Here is a 24,428-nt window from a genome sequence, read left to right as displayed (position 1 = left end):
TCCCTCGCATTAGTATAATACGAGGTGTCAGTTTTGTATCCTCTTGAGCCTGGTCTAAAATAGAACTTAAATGGACAACAGGGTAATTAATATGGTAGATAGTAGCCCAACCATAAATATGATAACCGATAACAATAATATTCTTTGTTTTATAGTAATGATCTTGCCCAAAAAATAAAGGTCTGTAATTAATTCATCATATACTCTTTCACCCGTACTCATAATTCTATTAAACTCGTTTCTAAATTCTGTCAAGCTTTGTTTGGAGAAATTTTCTGCATATAGAGTTCCTTTATAGCCGCTTTTCCTGAAGCTCTTTCCTATGTACCTGTGCGGCAACATACTCGCAATGGCGAAAACCATGGACAGCATGCTGCAAATCACCAATATTTTCAAAGAAATACTGTGTTCTGTAATATGAGCCTCCAGGTTCAGGATTTGAATTCCGAAAAGTAGAGAGGTAATAATGGAATTTACGGTAAGCACAATTCTTGCTTTATTGTCAACCATTTTCAACAGGTTATAATGGTTTTTGCTGACGGTTCTAAATAGTGTTTGAATCCCACGGGAGTCGTACTTATGCAGCTTTTCGTTCATGGCTTTTTTTTTCATGGGTATCAGTGTTTTGTTGTCAAAGTTTTATAACTTACTTATTGTATTTCAACATTTTAATGGCTATAAATTTTAGCTCTTGTCACATGATATCGTTGTCGTAAAGTTTTGTGGTAAGAAAAATATCAGTTCTATAAAAACGATCTTTGGTAACTATGCTGTTTTTACTTAAGTTGTTTTTCTATAACTCCAAACCGCCAAGCCACTCATTACAATAGCGTAAGACAGTGTTTTTATGGCCAATGGAAAAATGTCAGCAAAGCCGGAACCTTTGAGCATTACCATCCGTATGATTTCTACAAAGTATTTAATGGGATTAAACTCTGTAACAACTTGTGCCCATTTAGGCATACTCTCAATAGGAGTAAATAAACCGCTCATCAATATAAATATCACCACAAAAAACCAGGCAATGAACATGGCTTGTTGCTGTGTGTCCGTATAGTTGGAGATAAACAGACCCATGCCTAAAATCACTAATATATAAACCGATGTATAGGCATAGAGCAGCACCAAATTGCCCAGTATTGGTGTGTTGAATATAACTTTGGCAAGGATCAAGCCAATGGTTAACAGCCCCATACCCAGCACCCAAAAAGGAAAGAGCTTACCTATAATAAAGTGATGTTTTTTTATGGGTGTTACATTGATCTGTTCCAATGTTCCTATTTCTTTTTCCCTGACAATGTTCATTCCGGATAAAAACAGGGTAATCATGGTGACGAGCAATACCAGGATACCCGGCACCATGAAGGTTTTGTAGTTTAAGGTGTTGTTGTACCAAAACAATGGAATACTTTCTATGCTGTTTGGTTTTTCACCTCTATCAGAGACCTGTATCAAATCCGTTCCTATATTTCTGTTGTAGCGCTGTATTATTTGCGTGACATATACATTTATAACACCTGCTGCCGAACCATCAATGGCATCAATAAACACGCCGATGTCGTTGGTCTTGTTTTTTTGTAGATCTCGTTCAAAATGGGTAGGTATATTTAAATACGCATCAATTGTTCCATCCTGCATCGCCATGGAAGCTTCTTTTTCGGAAGAAAACCTGTTGGAAACGTTAAAATAAATCGAGGCTTCAAATTGTTCTATCAACCCTCTGGATATGCTGCTGTTATCGGCATCCACATAGCCAAATATTATATTTTTTATTTCGTAAGTAGCCGCATTGGATAAAATGACCAATTGTAGTACAGGCAAAACAAAGATGATGGGAAGCATACCCTTGTTTCTGAAGATTTGCTTAAACTCCTTTTTTATGATGTTCAGTATTACTTTCATATTACTCCAATCTAATTTTATATTTTTTTACACTTACCCCTACAAACAGTAAGGTCATCAACAGTAGGATCAAGGTTTCTTTTAGAATATAACCTATCCCTATGCCTTTTAGCATTATACCTTTTACAATAATGATAAACCACTTTGCAGGTATGATGTTGCTGATAACCTGAAGCGGCACAGGCATACTGCTAATCGGGAAAATAAACCCGGAAAGTAAAATGGTGGGCAGCATCAAGCCCATTAGTGAAATCATCATAGCGGTTTGCTGTGTTGCCGATATGGTTGAGATTAGTATTCCTAAAGCCAGTGATGTGACGATGAACAATATGCTTTCAATCCCTAGCAAGAATAAGCTGCCATTTACCGGCACATTAAAAACGAAAATGCTCAACACGACTATTACAACAGCATTGATAACGGATAGAAAGATATAGGGAAACACTTTTCCTATAATAACCTGAAATGGTTTTAAGGGCGAAACCAATAAAATTTCCATTGTGCCTTGTTCTTTTTCGCGGGTAATGGATATAGAGGTCATCATTGCCGATACCAACATCAAAATAACAGTCATTACACCGGGAACAAACATATAAACACTTTTCAGCTCGGCATTATAAACCATTCTGCTCTGGGGAACAATCTGGTAATCAACGGAAACACCTTTGTTTAATTCCTGTTGATAATTTTTAAGTATAGATGAAATGTAATTGCTAATGGTACTGGCCATATTAGGATCTGTGGCGTCGGCAAGCACTTGTACCGTTGCCTGTTTATCTTTGATGATTTTGTTACCAAAGTCGTTTTCAAATTGAAGAACTGCTTTTACTTTACCTTTTTTGAATATAGATTCGATGGATGACTCCTGCTGAATAATATCTGCAATGGTAAAATGTTTTGATGCCGATATTTTATGGATAATTTCTCTGGTAGTTGCATCATGGGACTGGTCAAGAATAGCAATATCTACGTTATTGATTTCGTTGGTAATGGCAAAGCCAAACAATAATATTTGTGCTATTGGCATTCCAAATAATATAAATAAAGAGCGTTTATCGCGAAATATGTGATAAAACTCTTTTCTCACAAAACCTACAAATCTTTTCATCCTCGGGCCAATTTTAAAAACACATCGTTCATGGTGTCTGTTTTATAATGTTCCTTTAGTTTTTTCGGGGTATCCAGCGCTTCAATTTTGCCATTGACCATGATGGAAACACGATCGCAATATTCAGCCTCATCCATATAGTGGGTAGTGACAAAAATTGTGGTTCCGTTATGGGCTGCCTTATAGATCATTTCCCAAAACTGGCGACGGGTAATAGGATCTACGCCTCCTGTGGGCTCATCCAAAAAAACAATTTTCGGGTCGTGCAGCAAGGAAACCGAAAATGCCAACTTTTGTTTCCATCCCAGTGGCAATGAGGCCACCAGACTGTTGGTGACATCCTGGAGTCCCAATTCCTCCACGAGTTCGCAACGTTTTTGGTCTATTTGTTTTTTCGACAATCCATAAATACCTCCAAAAAAGGTAATGTTCTCCTTTACGGTCAAGTCATCATATAAGGCAAACTTTTGGCTCATATAACCGATATTTTTTTTGATGGATTCGGCTTCTTTGTACACATCAAAACCAGCCACGGTTGCTTTTCCCGAGGTAGGGGAAGATATGCCTATAAGCATTTTCATGGCAGTGGTTTTTCCAGCTCCATTTGCGCCCAAAAAGCCAAAAATCTCTCCTGCGTTTACCTGAAAACTGATCCGGTTCACAGCCACGAAGTCACCAAATAACTTGCTCAAATCTTCTACTTGTATAACATAGTTGTTTTTCATCATCTGGCTAATTCCATAAAAGTGTCCTCTATGGTTGGACTGGTTTTTTCAATGTGTATATCTGAAAGTTGCTGTTGTGCTAAATAGTCTCTTAAACTTACTTCGTCAAGTATTTCACGTGTATCGGTATAATGCACGAATTCACCAAAAGGGTATACGCTATAGGTGTGTTCGTAATTTGTTAAACTCACGATGAGACGATGCATATTATGGGCACTGATATTATAAATAGGCTTTGGGAAATGGTTTATGATAGTTTTCGGGGAATCTATTTCAAGTATGTTGCCATCTTGAATTAAAGCTATGCGGTCGCATAACGCAGCCTCATCCATGTATGGTGTGGAAACCAGGATTGTAATACCTTTTGTTTGAAGGCGTTTGAGCATTTCCCAAAATTCTTTTCTCGATACAGGGTCGACTCCCGTAGTGGGTTCATCCAGGAACAACACTTTAGGTTTGTGTATCAAGGCACAACTTAAGGCGAGTTTTTGTTTCATTCCGCCGGAGAGTTTGCCTGCTCTGCGATTTTTAAAAGGTTCAATTTGCACGTAGATATCCTTTACCAAATCATAGTTATCTTTGATGGTAGTGCCAAAGATAGTAGCGAAAAAATTCAGGTTTTCCTCTACCGTTAGGTCTTGATAAAGAGAAAAACGGCCCGGCATATATCCTACACTGTTCCTGATTGATTTGTAATCGTTAAGCACATCGTAACCTGCTACAGTGGCCTGTCCTTTATCAGCTATCAACAGTGTTGTAAGTATGCGGAACAAGGTGGTTTTACCAGCACCATCCGGTCCTATCAGCCCAAATAGTTCACCGGGTTTTACCTCAAAAGAAATTTTTGACAATGCGGTTACCTTACCATAGGATTTCGATATGTTGGAGACAGAAATACTCATTGCAGATTGTTTAACCACATTTCGGCCGGCATTCCTATTTTAAGACTGCCATCATTTTTTACTTGCACCTTTACCGCATACACCAGGGCTACTCGCTCTTCTTTGGTTTGAATAATCTTAGGTGTAAACTCGGCTTCCGAAGCTATCCAGCTAATTTTGCCGTCGTACGATTTCATTCCATCCCGGTCATCTATTTTAACGCTTACCTTTTTGCCTATGGTGACACTTGCCAATTGGGTTTCGCTAACATAAACACGCAGTTCCATGGTCGATAAGTCGGCAATTTTATATAACGGTTTACCGAAAGTTACAATTTCATTGGGTTCAGCGTATTTTGACAGCACCGTGCCTTTTATTGGGTTGAGTATTATGCTCTTTGCAATCTGGTCGTTGAGTTGTTGCAGCTGTACACCGATGCCTTTAATTTCGTTAACAAAGGGTGCATTTTGTATTTCAATGCTGCGGATACTGTTTTTTAAAACCGCTATTTCACCATCTACATCATCCAGCTGCTTTTGTGTTCCGGCATGGTCTTTTATTAAATTTTCAATTCTTGTTTTATTGGTACTGGCGGTTGTCAGTTTTGCTTGTAACACATCTATCTGTGACAAAACACCTTTAGACTTGGCATATGTCACATCTTTTTGTACCAGAAGCTGTTCTTTTTTTAAATGAAGCGGAATAGTATCTATATAGCCAATACGTTCATTTTGCTCTATCACGGAGCCCTCATCAATATTAAACACGATTAGTTTTCCGGTGTTTTCGGCCGATACGGTTATTTCGGTAGCTTCAAAATTTCCGTAGCCGTCAGCTTTATTTCCTTTCTTGCTGCAAGCCGAAAAAAGCGTGGCAACAAGTATAAAAAGTAGTGTGTTTAGTTTCATTGTATTTTTATTTAGTATTGCCTTTTAAGGTATTGTAATTTGCTTTGGCTAATTCCAACTTTGTTTTATGTTGATTGAACAAATTTTCTGTTTCGTATAGTTTGGTAAGCTCAGTGATGTATTCGGATGTTGTAATAACGCCGTTCTTCAATTGAGATTCGAAGGAGTTAACTACTTTTTCCTGTAAGGAGATAAGCTGTTGGTCGATAGCAACCGTGCTTTCCAGGGTTTCTATTTCCTTTTGTTGCTCATCCAAAGCTGTGTTCGTGTTCAGTCTGAAAACTTCTTCCTGGTTGTTTATCAATTCTTTTGAATAATCCAGTGCTAGTCTTTGTTTCTTATTGCCGTTCCAGTCAAATAGGTTCCAGTTTAACTTTAAGCCAACAATGTAATACGACTTAAAATCATTTTCCAACATATTCAGTCCCGGATTTCCGTAGCCTCCGGTTGCAAATCCTTTAAGCTCGGGCGCTAATGATTTGGAGAGTATATTTTGGTGTTGTTCCACCTCTTGTTTTTGCAAGCTGAACAAGCCTAATTCAGGTCTGCTTAGCGCTTGGTCATCAATCAATGTTATCAGGGGTTCTTCAAATTCCGTCTGCAGGCCAAGGGAAATCCCGGTTAATGATGATAAAGATGAAATTAGCTTTGACTTGTTGTTGGTAACTTCTTTGGTTTGTTGCAAAATTTTCAACAATTCAGCTTCAATAACTAAATCTGAAGTAGGTTTCAAAACACCGTTTTTTATCCCGGACCTCACCTCCTTTAATTTACTTTTTAATTGCTGTTTTCTCACATTGAGCAATTTAGATTGGTCATCAGTCAGCAGTATTGAAAAATAAAGTAGATTGACCCGTTGTTTTAGTGGATACAGGTTTACTTCAACCTCTTGGAGTTTCCTGTCGGCACTAATATTTTGTAGACTTTTTGATGCCTTTATTTTTCCGCCATTGTATATGAGCTGGTTGGCTGTAAGGGTGGCCCGATATTGATCATTGTTCAGAGGCACTAAATCAATATTGGGCAACGGAACTTCGGTAACATCACTCTGATAGGTTGCCTGGGCACTAAGATTAAGCTGAGGCAGGGTCTTCGCCTTAATAACCGAAAGCTCAACCTCTTTTTGTTGTTGTACAATAGAACGTTGCTTAACAAGAGGGTAGTTTGCCTTTAAACCCTCATAACATTCGTTTAAACTAATGATGTTTTGGGAATATCCTAAATTCGTGGTTAAAAATAATATGCCAAACAGATATATTGTTTTCATGGGTTTATTTTTTTATCGCATTGATTATGAAATCGGACACCTCATCCTTTCGAGCTTCCAACAACGACCTATAATCCTTGTCATCAGCATTTGTAAACGCCTTAATCAGGGGTGATGCTATGAATGGGAATATATTTAAGGACAAGATGTTGATAAATAGTTGTTCGGCACTAATTTGTTGTATTGAACCATTTTCAACTTCCTCGTGCACCTGCTCCTTAAACTTATCGATGTTAAATAAGGACGAATTGTTATTTATATTTTCAATAAACATCGGGTTTCGGTTAATTTCCTGAATAATAAAATTGGGCAAATAAGGATGCTTGATAAAAAAACTGACATAGTTATGGGTGAATTTTTTTATTTTTTCCTCTAAAGTGGTATCCTCGTTTAGTACGGTGTTTAGTTGCGGAGCCAAAAGCGAAAAAGCCTTTTTAAATACCGCTTCAAATAAAAGCTGTTTGCTTCTGTAATAATAATGCAGCATAGCTTTGTTAATACTTGCTTTATCCGCTATCTCCTGCATCCGGGCACCATCCATTCCTTTAGCTTCGAATATTTGTTGTGCTGCTTTTAATATCCGTTCTTCCGTTTTATTGTCTTTGTGTTTTGTCATCTTATTGCTGGTGTCGACTAATTGGTTTAACCATATGGTTGATAAAGTTACAAAAAATTATAACATCAACAACTTGCAAAATGTTACCTCCTTAACACTTCGAATATTATTCATTAATTTTCAACACCTTAAGCCGGTAAAAAAAATTCAACAGACACCTTATTTCTGTAATTAAACCAAAGGAAAAGAACCTGTCATTTCTTTCTTACCTGGCCATTTGTTTTTATTTCTGTCAATTTCAGCTGCTCGGTACAATAGCATCTCCCATTATCCTCCCCAAAAAGTGAAGGGTCTATTCCTGTGCAACTATGTTCAACCCGCAATATGTATCTCCCACTCAACATATTGAAGGATCAGGTTAGAAACCGCTAATATGTGATTTCTGAAATTACCATTAGCCGTCTGTGCCTGAATACCTAATCCTATCAGGATGGATAGCACAAAACTAAAATCTTACTCATTTTAATATTTTTATACTACAATTTAACAAATCGAGTTGCTGCTTTTGTTTGCTTATCGGTAATAAGCATCAGGTAACATCCAGTCGGTAATTCATCAATATTTATTGAAGTTCTAGAATGGTCACCCGAAATTAAACCCATTTGCATTACTGTGCCGGAAATAGAATAAATAACATACTTCATATTCAACCTACCCAGATCATTTGATTGGACATAGAGTCGTCCTCCATCAACCGGGTTAGGAAACAACATTAAACCTACCTCCCGTAATTCTTTTACGCTCACGTCCGATTCACATCCTTTTTCATCCACTTCTTTACCGGGGGTAGTATTAGGACATTGATCAATATCGTCGGTAACACCATCGCCATCGGTATCTAGTTGCGACAGATCAGGGTTAACTGAACAATAATCTCCAGGTAAACCATAACATCCTAATCCGGCAGGGCCTTCCTCCGGGTTCCAGCTAATACCAGCCGTCCAAGCTGTTGCGCCATATTCATAAGCTCCTACATCAGGAGCAATACCTACAAATCCATCAGTAAAACCCGCTATTTCTCTACCATAATCGATGGGTTGCGTTGCTGCTTGTAAAGTAAAATCTCCATTAGCCAAATCGGTAAAAGGATCTCCATTTGAAATAGTTAAATTATTTTGTTTGTCAGCCTGTTCTTCCCAATTTGCATCATCAGAAAGGTTATTCCATACATTAACATTCGAAAATGCAGTGCCATCTTTGTGCCACGCTCCCATAACAGCAGAACCGTTCCACAGGGTGTTATTATAAATGTTTAAATCTTTTCCGTCCCAGTTAATCTGGATATTAGTCCATTCGGTATTACATACAACATTATGGTGCACATCAAATGCTTCTGCGTCATTATCTAAATAAATACCAGCTGCTTTACCATGAGCTCCTGGCGCGCCATAATTGTCATGAAAATAATTATGGTGAATCTCAACGTATTGCGGACCTCCTGTTGTATAATAAAGAGCACAGTCATCAACAATCCCATTTCCATAAGAAATATCATTATACGCATATTCGGCATTGGTGTGATTTGCATTTATAATATCACGTCCTGCATGGTGTAAAGTATTGTTTTTAACAACCGTATTTGAACCATCTCGTAAACTCAGTACAGCATCGTAACATCCTAAAGTATTAAAGTGATGAATGTGATTGTTTAGAATTTTATGACCATCGCCAGATGCTTTAATTCCATTACCAGCTCCATATGCAATCTCACATTTTTCAATGGTATTATTAGAACCGTTAATCATGATACTTTGACTACCTGAGTTAAACCCATTATCTACAACTCCTCTGGTATGATTTCCAAAGGTACTGGTTACTTGGTAGATTAAGTTATTTGATGCAGATCCTGTAATATCAATTCTACCACCTGTTACGGCCAGGTTCTTAATTTGAATGTAATTTCTATTGTTTAGGTTAATGGTTAGTTCTCGCCTTCTCATGCTTATTTGACCATCTGTGGGTATTGTTCCTCCATCTACTTGCAAATAAAGTGTTTTTGTAGATTCGTTGAAGTACCATTCGTTATCAATATCAATAGCTTCTTTAACACCTTCTAAGAAAAAATAACCTAAGCTAGCAGGATCATGCCAGGTACGAATCCAACTAGGGCTTTTATCTAACTCAAAATTAACTTGTGTTGAGGTACTTGATTTAATCCATGATTTCCAGGCAATCCAGCCACCGCCAGCTTTGTTTCCATAAAACCAGATAGATCCACCATCTTCCCAATTAAAATTGGGGATTCCATCGTTATAGGTAAGGTAAGCATTCAAAATTTCATCCGATCCGCTACCTCCACTATTCCTAATTCCATTTGGAGTACTTATATCACCATCCGTATCGTTAGGCCATCGGGCTAAAGTCATCATTTGATCTTCGTTGAAAACAAGATTTTTTTGTGCTAAACTCCAATCTATTGTTGTTTTGTAGATGTTACCTTCATCTAATGTCCAACCGCTAAGCGCTTGCATTGCCGAAATAATTACTTTTTCGCCAGACTTACCCTGAAACACAATTGGTTTATCGCTAGTACCTGAGTTTTGGGGAGTTAATGTTTCTTCGTAAGTTCCCTCATGAATCGTAACCACATCACCAGCTTCGGCTATTGATGCTGCTTTTGATATGGTTAAAAATGGATTTTCCTCAGAACCATCATTGGCATCATCACCGGTTTTGCTTACAAAATAATTTTGTGGTTCATATGGCTCAATGTTGGTATCAGTAGTCAATGAAAAATTATCAAAATAAAGAGTTGTTGCATTTCGAGCCAAGTTAAACGACACTGCCAACTTATTAAAATCAGGATCTCCCGCGACCACCGAAGGCGTAAACACATACTCTTTTTTGTACCATGTACCATCGCCCTGGAAAGTAATAGTTGGCTGACTATAAGCCGTTCCCCACGCTGCTCCATCCATATTGGTGTGAGAATAAATAGATAAGTCGATGGATTCTTCGCTTCCCGAATTACTCATCACATAAAAAGAAAGCGTATATTCAGAAGAAGTAGACAAAGCTACATTCTGTTGACGAAAGAACACCTTGCCTGGGTCCTCGTTAGCAGCTGGTATCGTAGCCATGGCGGATGTTGTTCCTTCTTGCGCATAATCCGTCGAAGCGGCAAACGAAGCCGTTGCCCCACCCCACGAACCAGCTGTCCAGTCTGTTAATCCGGACTCGAAACCAGGATTCATTAATAAGTTTTGCGCATTAAGCGAACTGGTTATAACCAAAACTATTAATAATATTAATCTAGTACATCTATTTTGCATATTCTAAAATTCTATAAAAACCGAATCACGATTTATAGCAATTCCGTTTTTGATTGGGTAAGTATTTAATATTTTACTGTACTGACAACAGCCCCGTTGATGCATCTGAACCTACAATATAACGAACCACATAAGTGCCGTTGTTTAGATCCATAACCGACATAACCGTTGTTCCTTTCTCGCTTTGCACTTTCTTTTTAACAACTCCATCCATAGATAACACTTCAATAACACCTTCTTTTTCTGTAGTTAAATAAACTTTAGAATTAGATGGGTTTGGGAATATCTTTAAACTGCTTTTGTTGTACTTAATACTATTTACTGAAGCATCATCTTCAATTCTGGCACGTAAAACCACAGCGCCAACACCACCCGACTTTCCATCCGGAAAAGTAACTCTTATTGTATTCGTATTTTTAAGCAAATCAGCTGGGACTTTTACTATTTTTGTTGTTGCATAATAATCACCGGTAATCCTTTCTGCACAATCCTCAACCGGTGCGTCCAATTCTGTTCCATTAAAAAACAATTTAACCTCTTTGCTGTTATCGGCATCCCTGCCAATTCCAACTCTCAGTTCAGCTTCATTTACATAAGTGTAATTTGCCAAATCTATTTCAAAATCCTTACTGCCATTAAACTGAGCTCCTGTTTCGCTTGCATAAAACATGCTTTCGTTTAATGTTTTTTCTTCTCCAATGGTATTGGCATAATTAACAAACACCACTATCGATTCCTGGCTCCCAATTTCTAAAGTTGATAAAGTAGCTAGTGATTCCTCAAGCATTTCGGGTCTAAAATCAACTTGCCTTCTTAATCTACGAACGGTGTAATCACTTGGTGTTTCCGTGTAGTTATTAATATTTAAAGTAATTTCTGCATCCGTATTACTTTGGTTATGAAAAACCATTATCAACTGATTATCCGAAACAAAAGCATGATGCTGGATATCCGTATCGTCTATATAAGTATCAACACGTCTTCCTTTTACGCCTTTAAATAATTTATAAAAATCAATTAGTTTCGATTCCCTATAATCAGCACTGTTTTTATCAAAATTCTCTTTTACCAAAAGGCTCGAATAATAATAAGGATCCCATCCCGAAGTTTCTAACAAAATAAACGGAACTGATTTTAAAACCACGTGAGGATGGTTCATATAGGTCATAGTGTTAGCTATAGCACTGTTTACCATAATGAAGTTATCGATATTACGCTTCTCCATTTCATAATCAAAACCCGAACCCGCAAAATATTGTTGTCCTAATTTCTCCAATGCTGTTTCTCTGTTATCTGAATCAGAAATATAGCCTCCATGTTCACTGGCCAGATATTTAAACTCGTGACCTGCATTAGAACAATATGCTGCACATGCATCTAAAACCCCTTCTAAAGGCAAACCTGAGTTTATCGCACCAACAAAGTCATTTGCATCATCGTCCCATTTCATATAATCATACGAGTGAAAAGAGTAAAAATCAAGTTTAAATTCGGTATTGCTTATAAAGTTGGTAATACCCCTTAAATTTCGGTATTCATTTTTATGGTAGTTGCTTACTGAAGAACATGGCCCCCCAATTAAAGTATTAACACCTTCAGCGGTTACTTTTTCCTTAGTTTTTACATGCAAATCAATAAAGCGCTGGTCGTCATAATGCTTCCAGTGAGGTTCGTTCATCAGCTCATAATATGCAGGGCGCTGAAAATCGGTATGTCCATATTTTAGGATGGTAGATATCAACTCGGCCGCTGATTCCGCATTTGAAGGGTATTTATGACCTGCGCTTCCATCTACTGTATACTGATCCATATAATCCGGATATCCATCTGTTCCTTCGTGACAGGCCAAATCTTGGTTATCACCGAAAGCCGTTTTAAGCATATCCATGCCGTCATCATTTAATCCCGTCTTTTTACTTTTAAAATAATCGATATCGGTAAATCCAGGTCTTTCCGAATCCTCCCGCAACGAATTACCCCAGAAAGTTTCTGATTTTACCATCATCAACTTACGGCCGACCGTCATTTCCAAATCGTTGATATAATAATCGGCCATGGTCATGTCATAACCCATCAATTTCGATTTAATCTCACTAACATTCGCTGCCAGGTTAAAATACTTGGTACGGTTTAAATCCTTGTGCCCTTCTATGCTTTTTGATATGGTTGGCGAAACATCTACTGTAATCTGTTGCTGAGCAATCCCCGCTAACGAAAATGCCGACATCAATAAAGCTCCTGTAGTTTTTTGTAGACTTTTTAGCATAAATTTATTCTATTATTATTTCTGTTTTTTTGTTGATTCCTGCGATTTTTATTTCAATCTCTGCAACACCCTTCTTTTGCAATGCCTGAAGAATCATCAAACACCTGCCTTCCGACGTAGTTACCTTATTACGCTGATAATCCTGTATACTATTAGGGGAACCATTGTCAACACCCAATAATTTTGCCGGGCCGTTCATTTTAAATGCTACTTCTTTTTCAAGATGTTTTACCGGAATACCTTTACTATCTACCAATTGAATTTCGAAATGAGCTACATCACAGGCGTTGGCATTTAGCGTATCTTTATCCACATGAATAAGAAAATCTGTAGGTTCAAGCGCTGTTTTTAGTGAATGTTGCACTGATGCAGAAACAGCCTTTAATTCACCCTGATGATAGGGTACAAACCATTTTAGAATATGGTCATCCACATCAGATAAATGCCTAACACCATAGGATTTATCGTTTAAAAACAATTCAACCGCCTCCTGGTTGGTATAAATTTCAACCATAACACCTTCACCCTCGTTGTAGTTCCAATGTGTATTTACATCCTGCCAGCCCCACTTTTGATGAATTGACCAGTCTTTTTCTTTTTCGATAACCTCACCACCTTTAGTTAAAGTATATGGCGATTTATCTGAAGTTTGTGTAGTGATATACACATGTGGCACTTTGTTCCAAAGCGATTTAAACATGTGGTAGGATGGATTTTCAAAACCCGCAAAATCCAGCATCCCACTCCCGCTTCCTCGAACAGGCCAGCGTCGCGATTCCCCCATGTAGTTGATACCTGTCCACATAAATATACCGCTCATATATTCGTTTTCAACCACAGGTTTCCATTCGTGATAACGAACCCAGTTCTCTGTTCCTAAAATAACCTTATCGGGATAATGTTTTCTGCAATAATCGTAAACCGACTGACGATAACTTAAACCCACAATATCCAAGGCATCGGCATAACCCGAAAACATACTTACAGCAGGGATTACCAGGTTAGCAGTAACAGGACGTGTTGTATCAAACTTTTTAATTGTGCGGGATAATTTACGAGCCGTTTGCGCACAAACATCCTCCTTACCCGATTTATAAAATAGCTCTTTTACTTTCTCAATAGATAAAGGAGGCTCATCCCAATAATAATTTACATCGCCCACTTTAGTACTTCCCCAATAACCAGTTGCCTGGCCGTAATTAGGGAAAGTCCATTCTATTTCGTTACCGATGCTCCACATAATAATGGAAGGGTGGTTCCTGTCCCTAAGAATCATGTTGGTCAGGTCACGTTCGCACCACTCATCAAAGTATTGGGCATAACCTTTGGTTTCTTCATCTACGGATTGTTGATTGTAATTTTTCCTTTTGTCCTTTGGTTTTTGAAACTCATCAAAAGCTTCATCTTGCACCAGAAACCCGATTTCGTCGCAGATATCCAAAAACTCTTCCGATGGAGGATTATGAGCGGTACGGATAGCATTACAGCCAGCTTCTTTTAATTTCATTAGCCTTCTTTCCCACACTCCACGTGGGACTGCGGCTCCTACCAAACCACCATCATGATGAAGACATACTCCTTTTATCAAGGTGTTTTTACCATTTAAAAAGAATCCTTTTTCTGCATCAAAATAAAAGGAGCGGATACCAAATTTTGTTTCAGTATTGTCAACCACTTTACCATCAACAATCAATTCAGTAACAGCGGTATATAAATTAGGTGTTTCTGTATCCCAAAGTTGTGGATTATCAACCCTAACGGTATAAGCCACATTAGATTTTGCTTCTCCATTAAAGGTTAAGTCTAATTTCTCTTCTTCAGAAGCCACTTGAGCCTCATTAAAGTAAATTGTATTTTTGAGGACTATGTTTCCTTCAGTACTTTCTATTTTTAAATCCGTTGAAATATTTACATCTGCATATTCCTTTGTAACTTTAGGCGTGGTAACAAAAACACCCCATTGTGGAATATGTGTTTTATTAGCAATTACCAACTTTACGTTGCGATATATTCCTGAACCCGGATACCAGCGACTATCCAAAAATGCTGTTCTATCGGCCTTAACTACAATTACGTTTTCTTTACCAAAATTGATATGTTCCGATAAATCGTAACTAAAAGGAGCATAACCAAATGGTCGCTTACCTAAATAATGTTCATTTATCCATACTTCAGAATTGGTGTAAACCCCATCAAATTCAATTCTTACCAACTTATCTTTTGCACTTGAAGGCAATTCAAATGTTTTACGATACCAACCCACCCCTCCTGGCAGAAAGGCCGTAGCACCCCCGGTTTTTTCCTGGGTAAACGAATGTTCCACGCTCCAATCGTGTGGTAGTTTAACTTCCCGCCAATTGCTTTCATCAATATTTTCCTTAAATCCATTTTTCACATCTCCATAATGGAACTTCCAGTCAAAATTAAAATCTTCTGTCCTTCTCGTTTCCACCGTTGATGTGCACCCTAAACAGCTTATAAAAAAAACAAGGGCTACAATTATATTTCTCATCATATTCATTCAACTTATACGTTACAAAACTACCTTTTGTACAGTAATTGTTCATTGACAAAATAATGCTGATATAGGGGATATTTTTAACCCGGATAAAGTATTGGAGGTTCGTCATGAGCATGGCAAGTACAATAAAACAAGGCATTACTGAAACGAGGCATCACTTGTCCCGATTACTTTCGGGAGCATCGTTCTGGTGAGTTGAAAGTGATGCAACGAAGTGTCTTGTTTTAAAGTAATTTCAATAGGTAATAGAATTTCTAATGCATATTGCGGGTTTAACTAGAAAAAGCCTGCTTCTTACTATAAAGAAACAGGCTTTTATCTGTTATTTCAAAGGGAATTTACCCCCTCAGCTATTTTGTTTCTATTTTTAACGCGAACGCAAAATCACCGGGCTTTTCCTTAGGCATATCAACCGACAAACCATCGTCGGTAAGTTTCCACTTAAGCTCTTCTCCTGTTGCCAGCATACTTACCTTATCTATCTTTCGGTTCAATAGGTTTTCTTTGGTTGCTAAACTACGGATCACCATTTTATCCTTAGGCCAATCTAGCGCAAACGCGTACAGATTTCCATCTTTGGTTGTAAAACGAATATCTTCGGCAACCGCATCTTTGTTCTTATCTTCACTCAAATGACCTTCCTTAATCTCAAGCGGACCTTCGCCATAAATTTTCCAAGGGCGCGTGTCGTAGATGGCTTCACCGTTGGCCTTAAGCCACTCGCCCATTTCCAATAAACGCGACTTGACTCCATCGGGCATTACTCCATCGGCTTGCGGGGTTACATTCAACAAAACAGCGCCGTTTTTACTAACCACGTCCACCAGAAAGTCGATTAAACGATTGGTCGACTTATATTTCGGATCGGAGATATTACACCAAGCTTTCCAATCAATAGAATCATCCGTTAACCATGGGAAGTCTTTTTTTTCTTTCATTCGGGAGCGTTCCAAATCAAGTACTGCCGTACCTTCAACCATATCGGTAAACTTATAGGTACAAACTACATCTCTACCCCATTCTATTGCTTTATTGTAATAATTTGCCAGGAATTGCTTACGGTATTGCTCTTCAATGATATCCATCTTATTATCGAACCAGATGATATCTGGCTGATATTTGTCCATCAGCTCATTCAAGCGATCCAACCATTCCTGGTGAAATTCCTTTTTTGGGGGGTTAGGGTAATCACCCGTTGCCATTACAAACGAACCTTCCGGTACATAAGGCCCATAAAGACCTGCATATTCTGGGTCGCCGGCATCGGTATTCTTATCCCAAGTAGGGTACCAGGCATACAACCAATGACGGTGATAGGTAGCAATAAATTTCATACCTTGCTTACGAACAGCCTTTTCCATTTCGCCAACGATATCGCGCTTGGGTCCCATGTCCATGGCATCCCATTCTGTCAATTCACTATCCCACATAGCAAAGCCATCGGCATGCTCAGCAACCGGACCGGCAAACTGTGCTCCGGATTTCTTAAATAGTTCTGCCCATTCATCCGCATCAAATTTTTCAGCCGTAAACATGGGAATGAAATCCTTGTAACCAAACTCTTTTAAATCACCATAAGTCTCTTCATGATACTTACGAATTGGGTGCCCTTGGGTGTACATATGTATCGCATACCACTCTGTTTCATGAGCAGGCACAGAATAAGGTCCCCAATGAAAATAGATACCAAACTTGGTATTCAGCCACCATTCCGGTACTTTATATTGTTTTAATGATTCCCAATCGGCCGTGTATTTAGGTTCTGATTTGTTTTTTTCCGACTCTCCGGGTACAGCATTACAGGCAAACATGGCTGCTGCTATAAGGATTAATAGATAATTATTCATTACGATAAAATTAATTTGAGTTACAAAAAACTTTTGCTGATTTTCTTTATACAAAAATAAGGCACACGAATTATTTTGTTTTGCACTAATACGACATACCTTATCACAATACCGCTCAACCACGATACATAAATACCTCAAAAACAAAAGGTACCAGAAAATATGGCGCATTAGCAACATTATTATATTTTTACATTAATAATATTCTAATATTCATTTGTTTTTTGAATGAAAACATGAACTGGACTAGGTTCGTTTGGATCTTAAGAACAATTTCTTTCCTTACTTCATCTTATAACCCCTTAATGATAAAATAGCCACCTCATAAAAATCACCCCTTAAAAAAAGGAGTGATTCTCAATTTTAGGAATTACCAAGACGTAATTATATTAGAGTACAGTTTATATGTTTTATATTGGATCTGGATAGGTCTCGTCAGGGTATGCTGTTAGTGTATTACCTGAATTTCCTTGCTCAGTTAGGCCGATAGGTATGTATATGTGTTTGCTCCAATCAACTCCTGGATAAATAACTCCCATCACACTCTCTGCTCTTCCACTGCGAACTAAGTCAAACCAGCGATCTCCTTCTCCTGCCAGCTCCGCTCTACGTTCATACCACAATACATCTAAAACACTTGAAAAACGCTCAGGGTAATTTGAGATTAAATCGTCCACGGTATTATAGGTTCCTGTATTCATTCCTACGTGATACTTTCGTACTTCATCCATTAATACTTTTGCTTCCCCTTCGTTACCTGTGCCTCTTAACTTACATTCTGCCAACAAAAGGTACACCTCTGCCAAACGGATCACACGTTCGTTTCCCGGACGATTCAAAGACTTGGAGCCAAGATATTCATAATCTACCCAGCACGGATATTTCTTTTGTGCATAACCCACAAAATCAACCTGATTATATTGGGCTATATCCCATACTACATAGTCGTCCGGATCGCTAATGGTTGTATTCTCTTCGGTAACCAACTCATCGTAGGTATACGCAACAGCTCTTTTACGCACAGTATCGTCAGGAAGGTAGAAATCCATCAAATCGTGTTGAGGCAATACAAACCCCCAACCAGCTTCTATTTCCGGATGTTTGGAATTTAAACCGCGAGGGCCCGCATATTGTACCCAGAAGTTACCTTCCGTGCCATTGGTATTCGCCCAGCTAGTCCAACCTGATTTTGTAGATCGCTGAATTTCAAATATCGATTCAGAGCTATTCTCGGTGTGCGCATCAAACAAGTCTGAGTAATCAGCCACCAAACTATAATCGGAGCTGTTAATAACAGCTTGCAAATATTCCTCTGCTTTACCGAACAGGCTTGCATCATCGCTGTTCCAATCTGCCCAATAGACATACACCTTACCTAACAAAGCCTGAGCTGCCGCTTTGGTAATACGACCTAACTGATCATCGGGCATTTCACTTTTTTCCAATAACACCGGAATGGCCTCTAACAAATCGCTTTCGATGAAGGCGTTTACATTATCTCTACTTTGCCTGGTAAACTCTTCGCTCTCAGGATAAGTGGTTTGATCAATAATAGGACAGGGGCCATAAGTCCTTAATACATCAAAGTGATACCAAGCCCTTAAAAACTTAGCTTCAGCTTTATAAACAGTTGCTTCATCACTTTCATAGGAAGCGTTAATAACCAGGTTGGCTCGGTAGATACCTGTATAATTCTTCTCCCATATACCATCGGAGACATAATTTACTTCCGTATTGGTAAAGGCCTCTAAGGCTTGCATATCCGGCTGATCCCCTTCGCCACCTCCACCTGTTTTGCAATTATCTGATCTGATCTCTCCGAAAGGCACAAAGGTAGCCAGGGCGTTACAATATTGCAAGGGGTCATAGGCAGCCATCAACGCAGCATACATCTGATCATCTGTTTGATAAAAAGTATCTTCAGTAGAACTATTTACCGGATCTGATTCCAAAAACTCATCTGAACAGGCTACCGCCACAAACAATAACCCAAAGAAAAATATATTTTTAAGACTCTTCATTTTTTTCATTTTTTAAGTTCACAAATTAAAATGCCAGGTTTATTCCTGCACGGAAAGTTCTTGCTTGCGGATACATGGAGTAATCTAAACCTGTGTTTAATATGTTACCCTCCATCGCTCCCACTTCCGGATCAAACATAGGGTAGTCGGTAAAAATGGCCACATTATCGATGGCTCCATAGATCCTTACATTAGAGAGGTTAACCGATTTCAATATTTTTTCGGGGAATGTATATCCCAATTCAATTGTTCCTATCTTAAAGAAAGAAGCATCGCGCACATGAAATTCAGAGGGGTTACGCACATTATTATTTAAATCGGCTAATGTGACCCGGGGCACTCCTTTATCATCCCCTTCTTTTTGCCAACGATCCAACCAGAACGAAGGCAAATTGGATCTTCCGTATGCTTCATCCCGATATTGCGACATCCACACATCCACATCGGCTTTTCCGTGAACAAAAACACTAAAATCAAAATTTTTCCAGTTGGCACTGATATTGACGCCATAAGTCCATTTGGGCCAAGGGTTGCCGATATCCGTTTTATCTTCGGCTGTTATTTGTTTATCCCCATTGGTATCGTGCCATTTGAAATCTCCGGCTTGTGCATTGGGATAGGTTAAGTTTCCGTCCTCATCGGTATAACTATCCACCTCAGACTGTGTTTGGAAAATACCATCTATCTTATAGCCATAAAAATAACCGATGGGATATCCCTCCTGCATGCGGGTTACATTATACGAAGCCTTCCACGATCCTCCTTCTTCATATCCATTGTCGTTTCCAACCTCTTCCACCTCGTTCTTTAGATAGGATGCATTGGCATTCACGGCAAATGATACTTCTCCGACGTCAAAATTAGTTCCTAGCTGGATTTCGACACCCGAGTTCTTTACTTTGCCCAGATTATAATACGATGCCTCGTTACCTCTTACGTCCTCCACTGTCCTTTGAAAAAGCAGATCTTTTGTCGTCTTTACATAATAATCCACATTAGCTCTCAGCTTATTGTTGAATAAACCCATATCTGCACCAATATTTATCTGCTCACTTGTTTCCCACTTCACATCAGGATTGACCAGCGATGTTGGCGCCGAACCAGTCACCACGGAACTGTTTGTCCCCAGTGTATAATATTGATCATTTCCTACAATCGAAGTATAGGAAAATGCATCTATATCTTCATTACCGTTCTGTCCCCAACTGGCTCTTAACTTCAGGTAGTCGAAATTTTTAATAGTCCAAAACTCTTCGCTAGAAACATTCCACCCGGCACTTACCCCCGGAAATGTACCATACTTATTGGAAGGTCCAAAATTAGATGAGCCATCTACACGCACCACAAACTCAGCCATATACTTTTCTTTATAACTATAGCTGGCCCTCCCAAAACGTGAATACAAAGAATGTATAGCATTAGCAGAGCCTCCGTTTGAAGCGGAACCAACATCACCTGAATTTAGATACCAGAAATTTGAATTGGTCTCTGCTTCTACGGGCAGGTCGTTTCTGGTACCGGACAACCATTCATACGTATCCTCAGATGAAGATATACCTACCAAAACACCCAACGAATGGCCATTAAACTCTTTGGTATAATTCAATGTGTTTTCCCATTGCCAGAATGTACTTCTACTGGAGTTTTGACTTACACTACTGACTGTAGAATTAATATCTGACCGGTGATTATATTCGCGGGAAAAACTTCTTCTATTGTTAGAACTAAGGTTGGTGGCGAAATCTGTTTTGAACTTTAATCCGCTGATAAGTTCTATTTCCGCAAATACATTACCAAAAAAACGTTCTGTTTTGTTATATCCATTACTGGTTACATCCATAAAGGAAAAAGGGTTCCACATCCGTGAAAAAGGCACTGACGACACTCCATATCCATCTTCATCGGCAGCAACCAATCCATCACCATATACCGGAGTGGTTGGATCCATTTGCAACGCATAATAAACAGGATTATAACCATTGGTTCCTGTTGAAATACCATTTTTATCAATATGCGTGAAATTAATATTTGCACCTATGGTGATGTACTCTTTCACGTCCATAAACGTGTTTATCCGGGCATTATATCTTTTAAAAAATGATTTATCCCCTCCAATGATACCATCCTGATTACGATAGCCTAAGGACAACAAGGTACTACCTTTTTCTCCTCCCATGGTCGCGGTTACATTGTGTTCCTGCACCGGAGCAGTATCGGTTATTTCATTTAACCAATCTGTATCCACCCCTAAATTTTCTGTAGGCATTACTTCGGGATAGTTGCTTCCATCATTGGCATAGAACTCTTTCATCAGTTCAAGATATCCGTCAGTTTTTAACATATCCGGCTGGTTAAAGGCCCCTTGCACACCATAAAAACCATTGTATGTTAAGGTAGACTCTCCTTTTTTCCCTTTTTTGGTGGTAATAAGTATAACGCCATTGGCTCCTCTTGCTCCATAAATTGCCGCAGAGGTAGCATCTTTTAATACCTCCATGGATTCAATATCCGAAGGATTAACGGAAGTCATATCTGACATAGGCAAGCCATCAATAATATAAAGAGGATCTGAATTTCCATTGGTACCAACCCCTCGAATAACTATTTTAGGACTTGAACCGGGTTGTCCTGAAGCTTGTGAAACAACAACGCCTGCTGCACGTCCACCTAAAGCCTGATTTATATCAGCTGGCTTTGACTGAAGCAGATCATCCGAACTCAGACTACTAATAGCCCCTGTTACTACGCTTCTTTTTTTATAACCATACCCTACGGCAACTACTTCATCAAGACCAATAGCATCTGCCTGTAAAGTTATATTAATAGATGATTGCCCGGCAACTGGCACTTCCTGTCTTTGCATTCCTATAAAAGAAAAAACCAGTACTTCATTCCCCTGCAGATTTGAAATAACATAATTACCATCAATATCAGTAATTGTTCCAGTTGTGGTACCTTTAACCATAATAGCAACCCCCGGTAATGGGAACCCTTTATCATCAAGAACTTTCCCAGTTACTGTATGTTCAGCCTGTTGGGCTGTATTATTCTGAGTTAAAAATTCTCTGATCACTACTGTTTTGTCTTTAACAACATATTCAAATCCTTCAGGAACCAAATATTTATCCAGATATTCATATACAGTAACATTCTGTATTTCCACATTTTGTTTATCTACTTTATCAAAAAGATTTGAACGATATAAGAAAGTAAAATCACTTTGATTTTCAATCGCCTCCAATACCTGATAAACGGAAGCATCTTGTATTGCAACAGACATTTTAGTTTGTTGAGCATATGTACTTGCAGTACATTGCAAATAACTAATAAACAGAAAGAATAAGGTAAATTTCATAGTCAATTTCATTGCGCCCACATTGCGGGGCAAGTACTTTGATTTTTTTTTCATAATTTTACTACGTTTTTAATTTAACTTGGAATTATTAACATTAAAAGGGTGTGATATTGCCGTATCACATCCTTTCTTCATTTCCGGGTAATAAACACTTCATCTTGAGTTACTTCAAAACTAATTTCATTGGTTTCTTCAATCACAGATAATATATTCTCGAGACTCTCATAACGTTTTATCTTCCCTGTGAACTTAACATCTTTGCATACTGTATCACTAAAAAACACCGATACATTATACCATCTTTCAAGTGTTGTCATCATATCTTCCAATGATTGGTTTTTAAAATAAAACAATCCCTTTTTCCAGATTACAAATTCCTCTACATTTACTTTTTCTGTCGCAATAATATCATTAACGGGATTATATACTGACTGAAAACCAGGCTTAAGAGTCACTACATCAGCATCACCTGCTTTTACATTAACCGATCCTTCAACCAGGGTAGTTTTAATATTATCATCATCTGGATAGGAAGAAACGTTAAACTGGGTTCCTAAAACCTGAACTGTATGTTTGCTTGAAAGTACATTGAATGGACGTTTTGCATCTTTAGTAACTTCGAAATAGGCTTCTCCTGTCAATTCAACAATTCTATTATCATTGGCAAATGTTACTGGGTAACGAAGTATAGTTTCGGAGTTTAACCACACTTTGGTTTTATCGGATAATTCGAGAAAAAATTCACCTCCTCGGGGAATTTTTATAGTATTATAAATTAATTGATCTGCTTTTTTAATAGTCGAAACATAAGACAACCCTTCTTCGGATTGTTGCAAAATGGTTTGGCCTTGTCGTATCTTTATAGATGATTTTGTTGTCAACTGTTTTGCTGTGCCATCATCTAGTATTAATATAGCCTTTTGCTTTCCTGATTTTGTTTTCGGCTCAATATTTTTTGCAATAATTTCTTCAGGATCAAACGAATCTATTTGAAACACATAAGTTACTGTGGCTATGATAAAAAGAATAGCAACTGAAGCAACTATACGAGTAAAAACGATTTTGCGGCTAATTCTTGCTTTAATATTCTTTAGCGCTTTATTCTTATTAGCAGGTTTTCTTGAAAATGAAGAGCCTTCTTTATAAAACTTTACCGCATTGTTAAATAACTCCCTATGCTTTGGAGAATATCGCAGCCAATTTTCGAGTTCCTGGCTTTCGTCTTCTGAAATAGTAAAATGAATTTTTCTCCAAATAATATTAAAGTCTATATTTGATTTATGCATTTTTCTTTTTTGATTTTTCCTTAAGACGACAAGGATTCCAAAAAGGACGACACATATCTTTACTTTTTTTTGTTTTTTATAACAAGCTCTATCCCACTCATGAAAGTATACAAAAAAAGCTATAGAAAATAGAATAACAAAAAATCATGAATGAGCTCACGCAATTTACTTTTTCCCCTGGCCAGCTGAGTTTTTACTGTTGAAACAGAAATTTTTAATTCCTTGGCTATTTCTTCAATCTTTAGTTGTTGATAGTATTTGGCTTTAAATACTTTTCCCATTTGAGGAGGTAGATTATTTATGGCGATTTTAATAGACTCTAAAGAACTATCATCCTCGATATCCTCATCTTGCAAAATTAATTGAGTCGAAATAGTAGAAAAAACGGTCTATACCCACCCAGTGAAAACGGCCATACCCGTTCACTTTTTTCTTAATCAGCCATGAATTTAC

The 24,428-nt window shown here is 38.1% G+C and carries 16 protein-coding genes; all 16 read right to left on the bottom strand.

Features of this window, described 5'->3' with window-relative positions; translation table 11 throughout:
• Nucleotides 1–66: 66 nt before the first annotated feature.
• The 16 genes from ACRD64_RS15365 to ACRD64_RS15290 all read right to left on the bottom strand — a co-directional run bounded on the left by ACRD64_RS15365 (nucleotide 67) and on the right by ACRD64_RS15290 (nucleotide 24,331).
• Nucleotides 67–612 carry a Pycsar system effector family protein gene (locus ACRD64_RS15365; RefSeq protein ID WP_430934335.1) on the bottom strand — a complete coding sequence of 182 codons (546 nt, stop codon included), beginning with the start codon at nucleotides 610–612 and terminating at the stop codon, nucleotides 67–69.
• A gap of 168 nt (nucleotides 613–780) precedes the next feature.
• Nucleotides 781–1,902 (bottom strand): ABC transporter permease, encoded by a 1,122-nt coding sequence (locus tag ACRD64_RS15360; RefSeq protein WP_430934334.1) that lies wholly within the window; start codon nucleotides 1,900–1,902, stop codon nucleotides 781–783.
• A gap of 1 nt (nucleotide 1,903) precedes the next feature.
• Complete coding sequence (locus ACRD64_RS15355) at nucleotides 1,904–3,010, bottom strand: ABC transporter permease (RefSeq protein ID WP_430934333.1); 1,107 nt, start codon at nucleotides 3,008–3,010, stop codon at nucleotides 1,904–1,906.
• Nucleotides 3,007–3,738, bottom strand: a complete 732-nt coding sequence (locus tag ACRD64_RS15350; protein ID WP_430934332.1) for an ABC transporter ATP-binding protein — start codon at nucleotides 3,736–3,738, stop codon at nucleotides 3,007–3,009. Before ACRD64_RS15350 ends, ACRD64_RS15355 begins: the two co-directional genes overlap by 4 nt.
• Nucleotides 3,735–4,637 (bottom strand): ABC transporter ATP-binding protein, encoded by a 903-nt coding sequence (locus ACRD64_RS15345; protein ID WP_430934331.1) that lies wholly within the window; start codon nucleotides 4,635–4,637, stop codon nucleotides 3,735–3,737. Before ACRD64_RS15345 ends, ACRD64_RS15350 begins: the two co-directional genes overlap by 4 nt.
• The gene (locus ACRD64_RS15340; protein ID WP_430934330.1) at nucleotides 4,634–5,524 is read right to left on the bottom strand and encodes an HlyD family secretion protein; all 891 of its coding nucleotides are present in this window, start codon (nucleotides 5,522–5,524) and stop codon (nucleotides 4,634–4,636) included. The genes ACRD64_RS15345 and ACRD64_RS15340 overlap by 4 nt, the downstream gene beginning before the upstream one ends.
• Nucleotides 5,525–5,531: 7 nt before the next feature.
• Entirely contained in the window at nucleotides 5,532–6,791 is a 1,260-nt protein-coding gene (locus ACRD64_RS15335; RefSeq protein WP_430934329.1) for a TolC family protein, read from the bottom strand.
• A 4-nt stretch (nucleotides 6,792–6,795) separates the two neighbouring features.
• The gene (locus ACRD64_RS15330; RefSeq protein ID WP_430934328.1) at nucleotides 6,796–7,407 is read right to left on the bottom strand and encodes a TetR/AcrR family transcriptional regulator; all 612 of its coding nucleotides are present in this window, start codon (nucleotides 7,405–7,407) and stop codon (nucleotides 6,796–6,798) included.
• Nucleotides 7,408–7,883: 476 nt separating this feature from the next.
• Nucleotides 7,884–10,679, bottom strand: a complete 2,796-nt coding sequence (locus ACRD64_RS15325; protein ID WP_430934327.1) for a carbohydrate binding domain-containing protein — start codon at nucleotides 10,677–10,679, stop codon at nucleotides 7,884–7,886.
• Nucleotides 10,680–10,752: 73 nt separating this feature from the next.
• The gene (locus ACRD64_RS15320) at nucleotides 10,753–12,945 is read right to left on the bottom strand and encodes a T9SS type A sorting domain-containing protein (protein ID WP_430934326.1); all 2,193 of its coding nucleotides are present in this window, start codon (nucleotides 12,943–12,945) and stop codon (nucleotides 10,753–10,755) included.
• Nucleotides 12,946–12,949: 4 nt separating this feature from the next.
• Nucleotides 12,950–15,460: a sugar-binding domain-containing protein gene (locus ACRD64_RS15315; protein ID WP_430934325.1), complete on the bottom strand. Its 2,511-nt coding sequence runs from the start codon at nucleotides 15,458–15,460 to the stop codon at nucleotides 12,950–12,952.
• 356 nt (nucleotides 15,461–15,816) lie between these two features.
• Nucleotides 15,817–17,313 carry an alpha-L-fucosidase gene (locus ACRD64_RS15310; RefSeq protein ID WP_430934324.1) on the bottom strand — a complete coding sequence of 499 codons (1,497 nt, stop codon included), beginning with the start codon at nucleotides 17,311–17,313 and terminating at the stop codon, nucleotides 15,817–15,819.
• 410 nt (nucleotides 17,314–17,723) lie between these two features.
• Nucleotides 17,724–19,334: a RagB/SusD family nutrient uptake outer membrane protein gene (locus tag ACRD64_RS15305; RefSeq protein ID WP_430934323.1), complete on the bottom strand. Its 1,611-nt coding sequence runs from the start codon at nucleotides 19,332–19,334 to the stop codon at nucleotides 17,724–17,726.
• Between the two features lie 25 nt (nucleotides 19,335–19,359).
• A complete protein-coding gene (locus tag ACRD64_RS15300) occupies nucleotides 19,360–22,743 on the bottom strand; it encodes a SusC/RagA family TonB-linked outer membrane protein (protein WP_430934322.1) in 3,384 nt (1,127 codons plus the stop codon).
• A 77-nt stretch (nucleotides 22,744–22,820) separates the two neighbouring features.
• Nucleotides 22,821–23,975 carry a FecR family protein gene (locus tag ACRD64_RS15295; protein ID WP_430934321.1) on the bottom strand — a complete coding sequence of 385 codons (1,155 nt, stop codon included), beginning with the start codon at nucleotides 23,973–23,975 and terminating at the stop codon, nucleotides 22,821–22,823.
• A gap of 119 nt (nucleotides 23,976–24,094) precedes the next feature.
• Nucleotides 24,095–24,331 (bottom strand): RNA polymerase sigma factor, encoded by a 237-nt coding sequence (locus ACRD64_RS15290; RefSeq protein ID WP_430934320.1) that lies wholly within the window; start codon nucleotides 24,329–24,331, stop codon nucleotides 24,095–24,097.
• Nucleotides 24,332–24,428 lie beyond the last annotated feature (97 nt).

The sequence above is a fragment of the Saccharicrinis sp. 156 genome (genome assembly GCF_050589685.1).
Lineage (GTDB): Bacteria > Bacteroidota > Bacteroidia > Bacteroidales > Marinilabiliaceae > Saccharicrinis.
The sequence above is the reverse complement of the archived record's forward strand: the minus strand, read 5'-3'. Positions and strand labels throughout refer to the sequence as shown.

Coding starts and splice junctions, on each gene's coding strand:
- ACRD64_RS15365 (WP_430934335.1), bottom strand. CDS start 612: ATGAAAAAAAAAGCCATGAACGAAAAGCTGCATAAGTACGACTCCCGT.
- ACRD64_RS15360 (WP_430934334.1), bottom strand. CDS start 1,902: ATGAAAGTAATACTGAACATCATAAAAAAGGAGTTTAAGCAAATCTTC.
- ACRD64_RS15355 (WP_430934333.1), bottom strand. CDS start 3,010: ATGAAAAGATTTGTAGGTTTTGTGAGAAAAGAGTTTTATCACATATTT.
- ACRD64_RS15350 (WP_430934332.1), bottom strand. CDS start 3,738: ATGATGAAAAACAACTATGTTATACAAGTAGAAGATTTGAGCAAGTTA.
- ACRD64_RS15345 (WP_430934331.1), bottom strand. CDS start 4,637: ATGAGTATTTCTGTCTCCAACATATCGAAATCCTATGGTAAGGTAACC.
- ACRD64_RS15340 (WP_430934330.1), bottom strand. CDS start 5,524: ATGAAACTAAACACACTACTTTTTATACTTGTTGCCACGCTTTTTTCG.
- ACRD64_RS15335 (WP_430934329.1), bottom strand. CDS start 6,791: ATGAAAACAATATATCTGTTTGGCATATTATTTTTAACCACGAATTTA.
- ACRD64_RS15330 (WP_430934328.1), bottom strand. CDS start 7,407: ATGACAAAACACAAAGACAATAAAACGGAAGAACGGATATTAAAAGCA.
- ACRD64_RS15325 (WP_430934327.1), bottom strand. CDS start 10,679: ATGCAAAATAGATGTACTAGATTAATATTATTAATAGTTTTGGTTATA.
- ACRD64_RS15320 (WP_430934326.1), bottom strand. CDS start 12,945: ATGCTAAAAAGTCTACAAAAAACTACAGGAGCTTTATTGATGTCGGCA.
- ACRD64_RS15315 (WP_430934325.1), bottom strand. CDS start 15,460: ATGATGAGAAATATAATTGTAGCCCTTGTTTTTTTTATAAGCTGTTTA.
- ACRD64_RS15310 (WP_430934324.1), bottom strand. CDS start 17,313: ATGAATAATTATCTATTAATCCTTATAGCAGCAGCCATGTTTGCCTGT.
- ACRD64_RS15305 (WP_430934323.1), bottom strand. CDS start 19,334: ATGAAGAGTCTTAAAAATATATTTTTCTTTGGGTTATTGTTTGTGGCG.
- ACRD64_RS15300 (WP_430934322.1), bottom strand. CDS start 22,743: ATGAAAAAAAAATCAAAGTACTTGCCCCGCAATGTGGGCGCAATGAAA.
- ACRD64_RS15295 (WP_430934321.1), bottom strand. CDS start 23,975: ATGCATAAATCAAATATAGACTTTAATATTATTTGGAGAAAAATTCAT.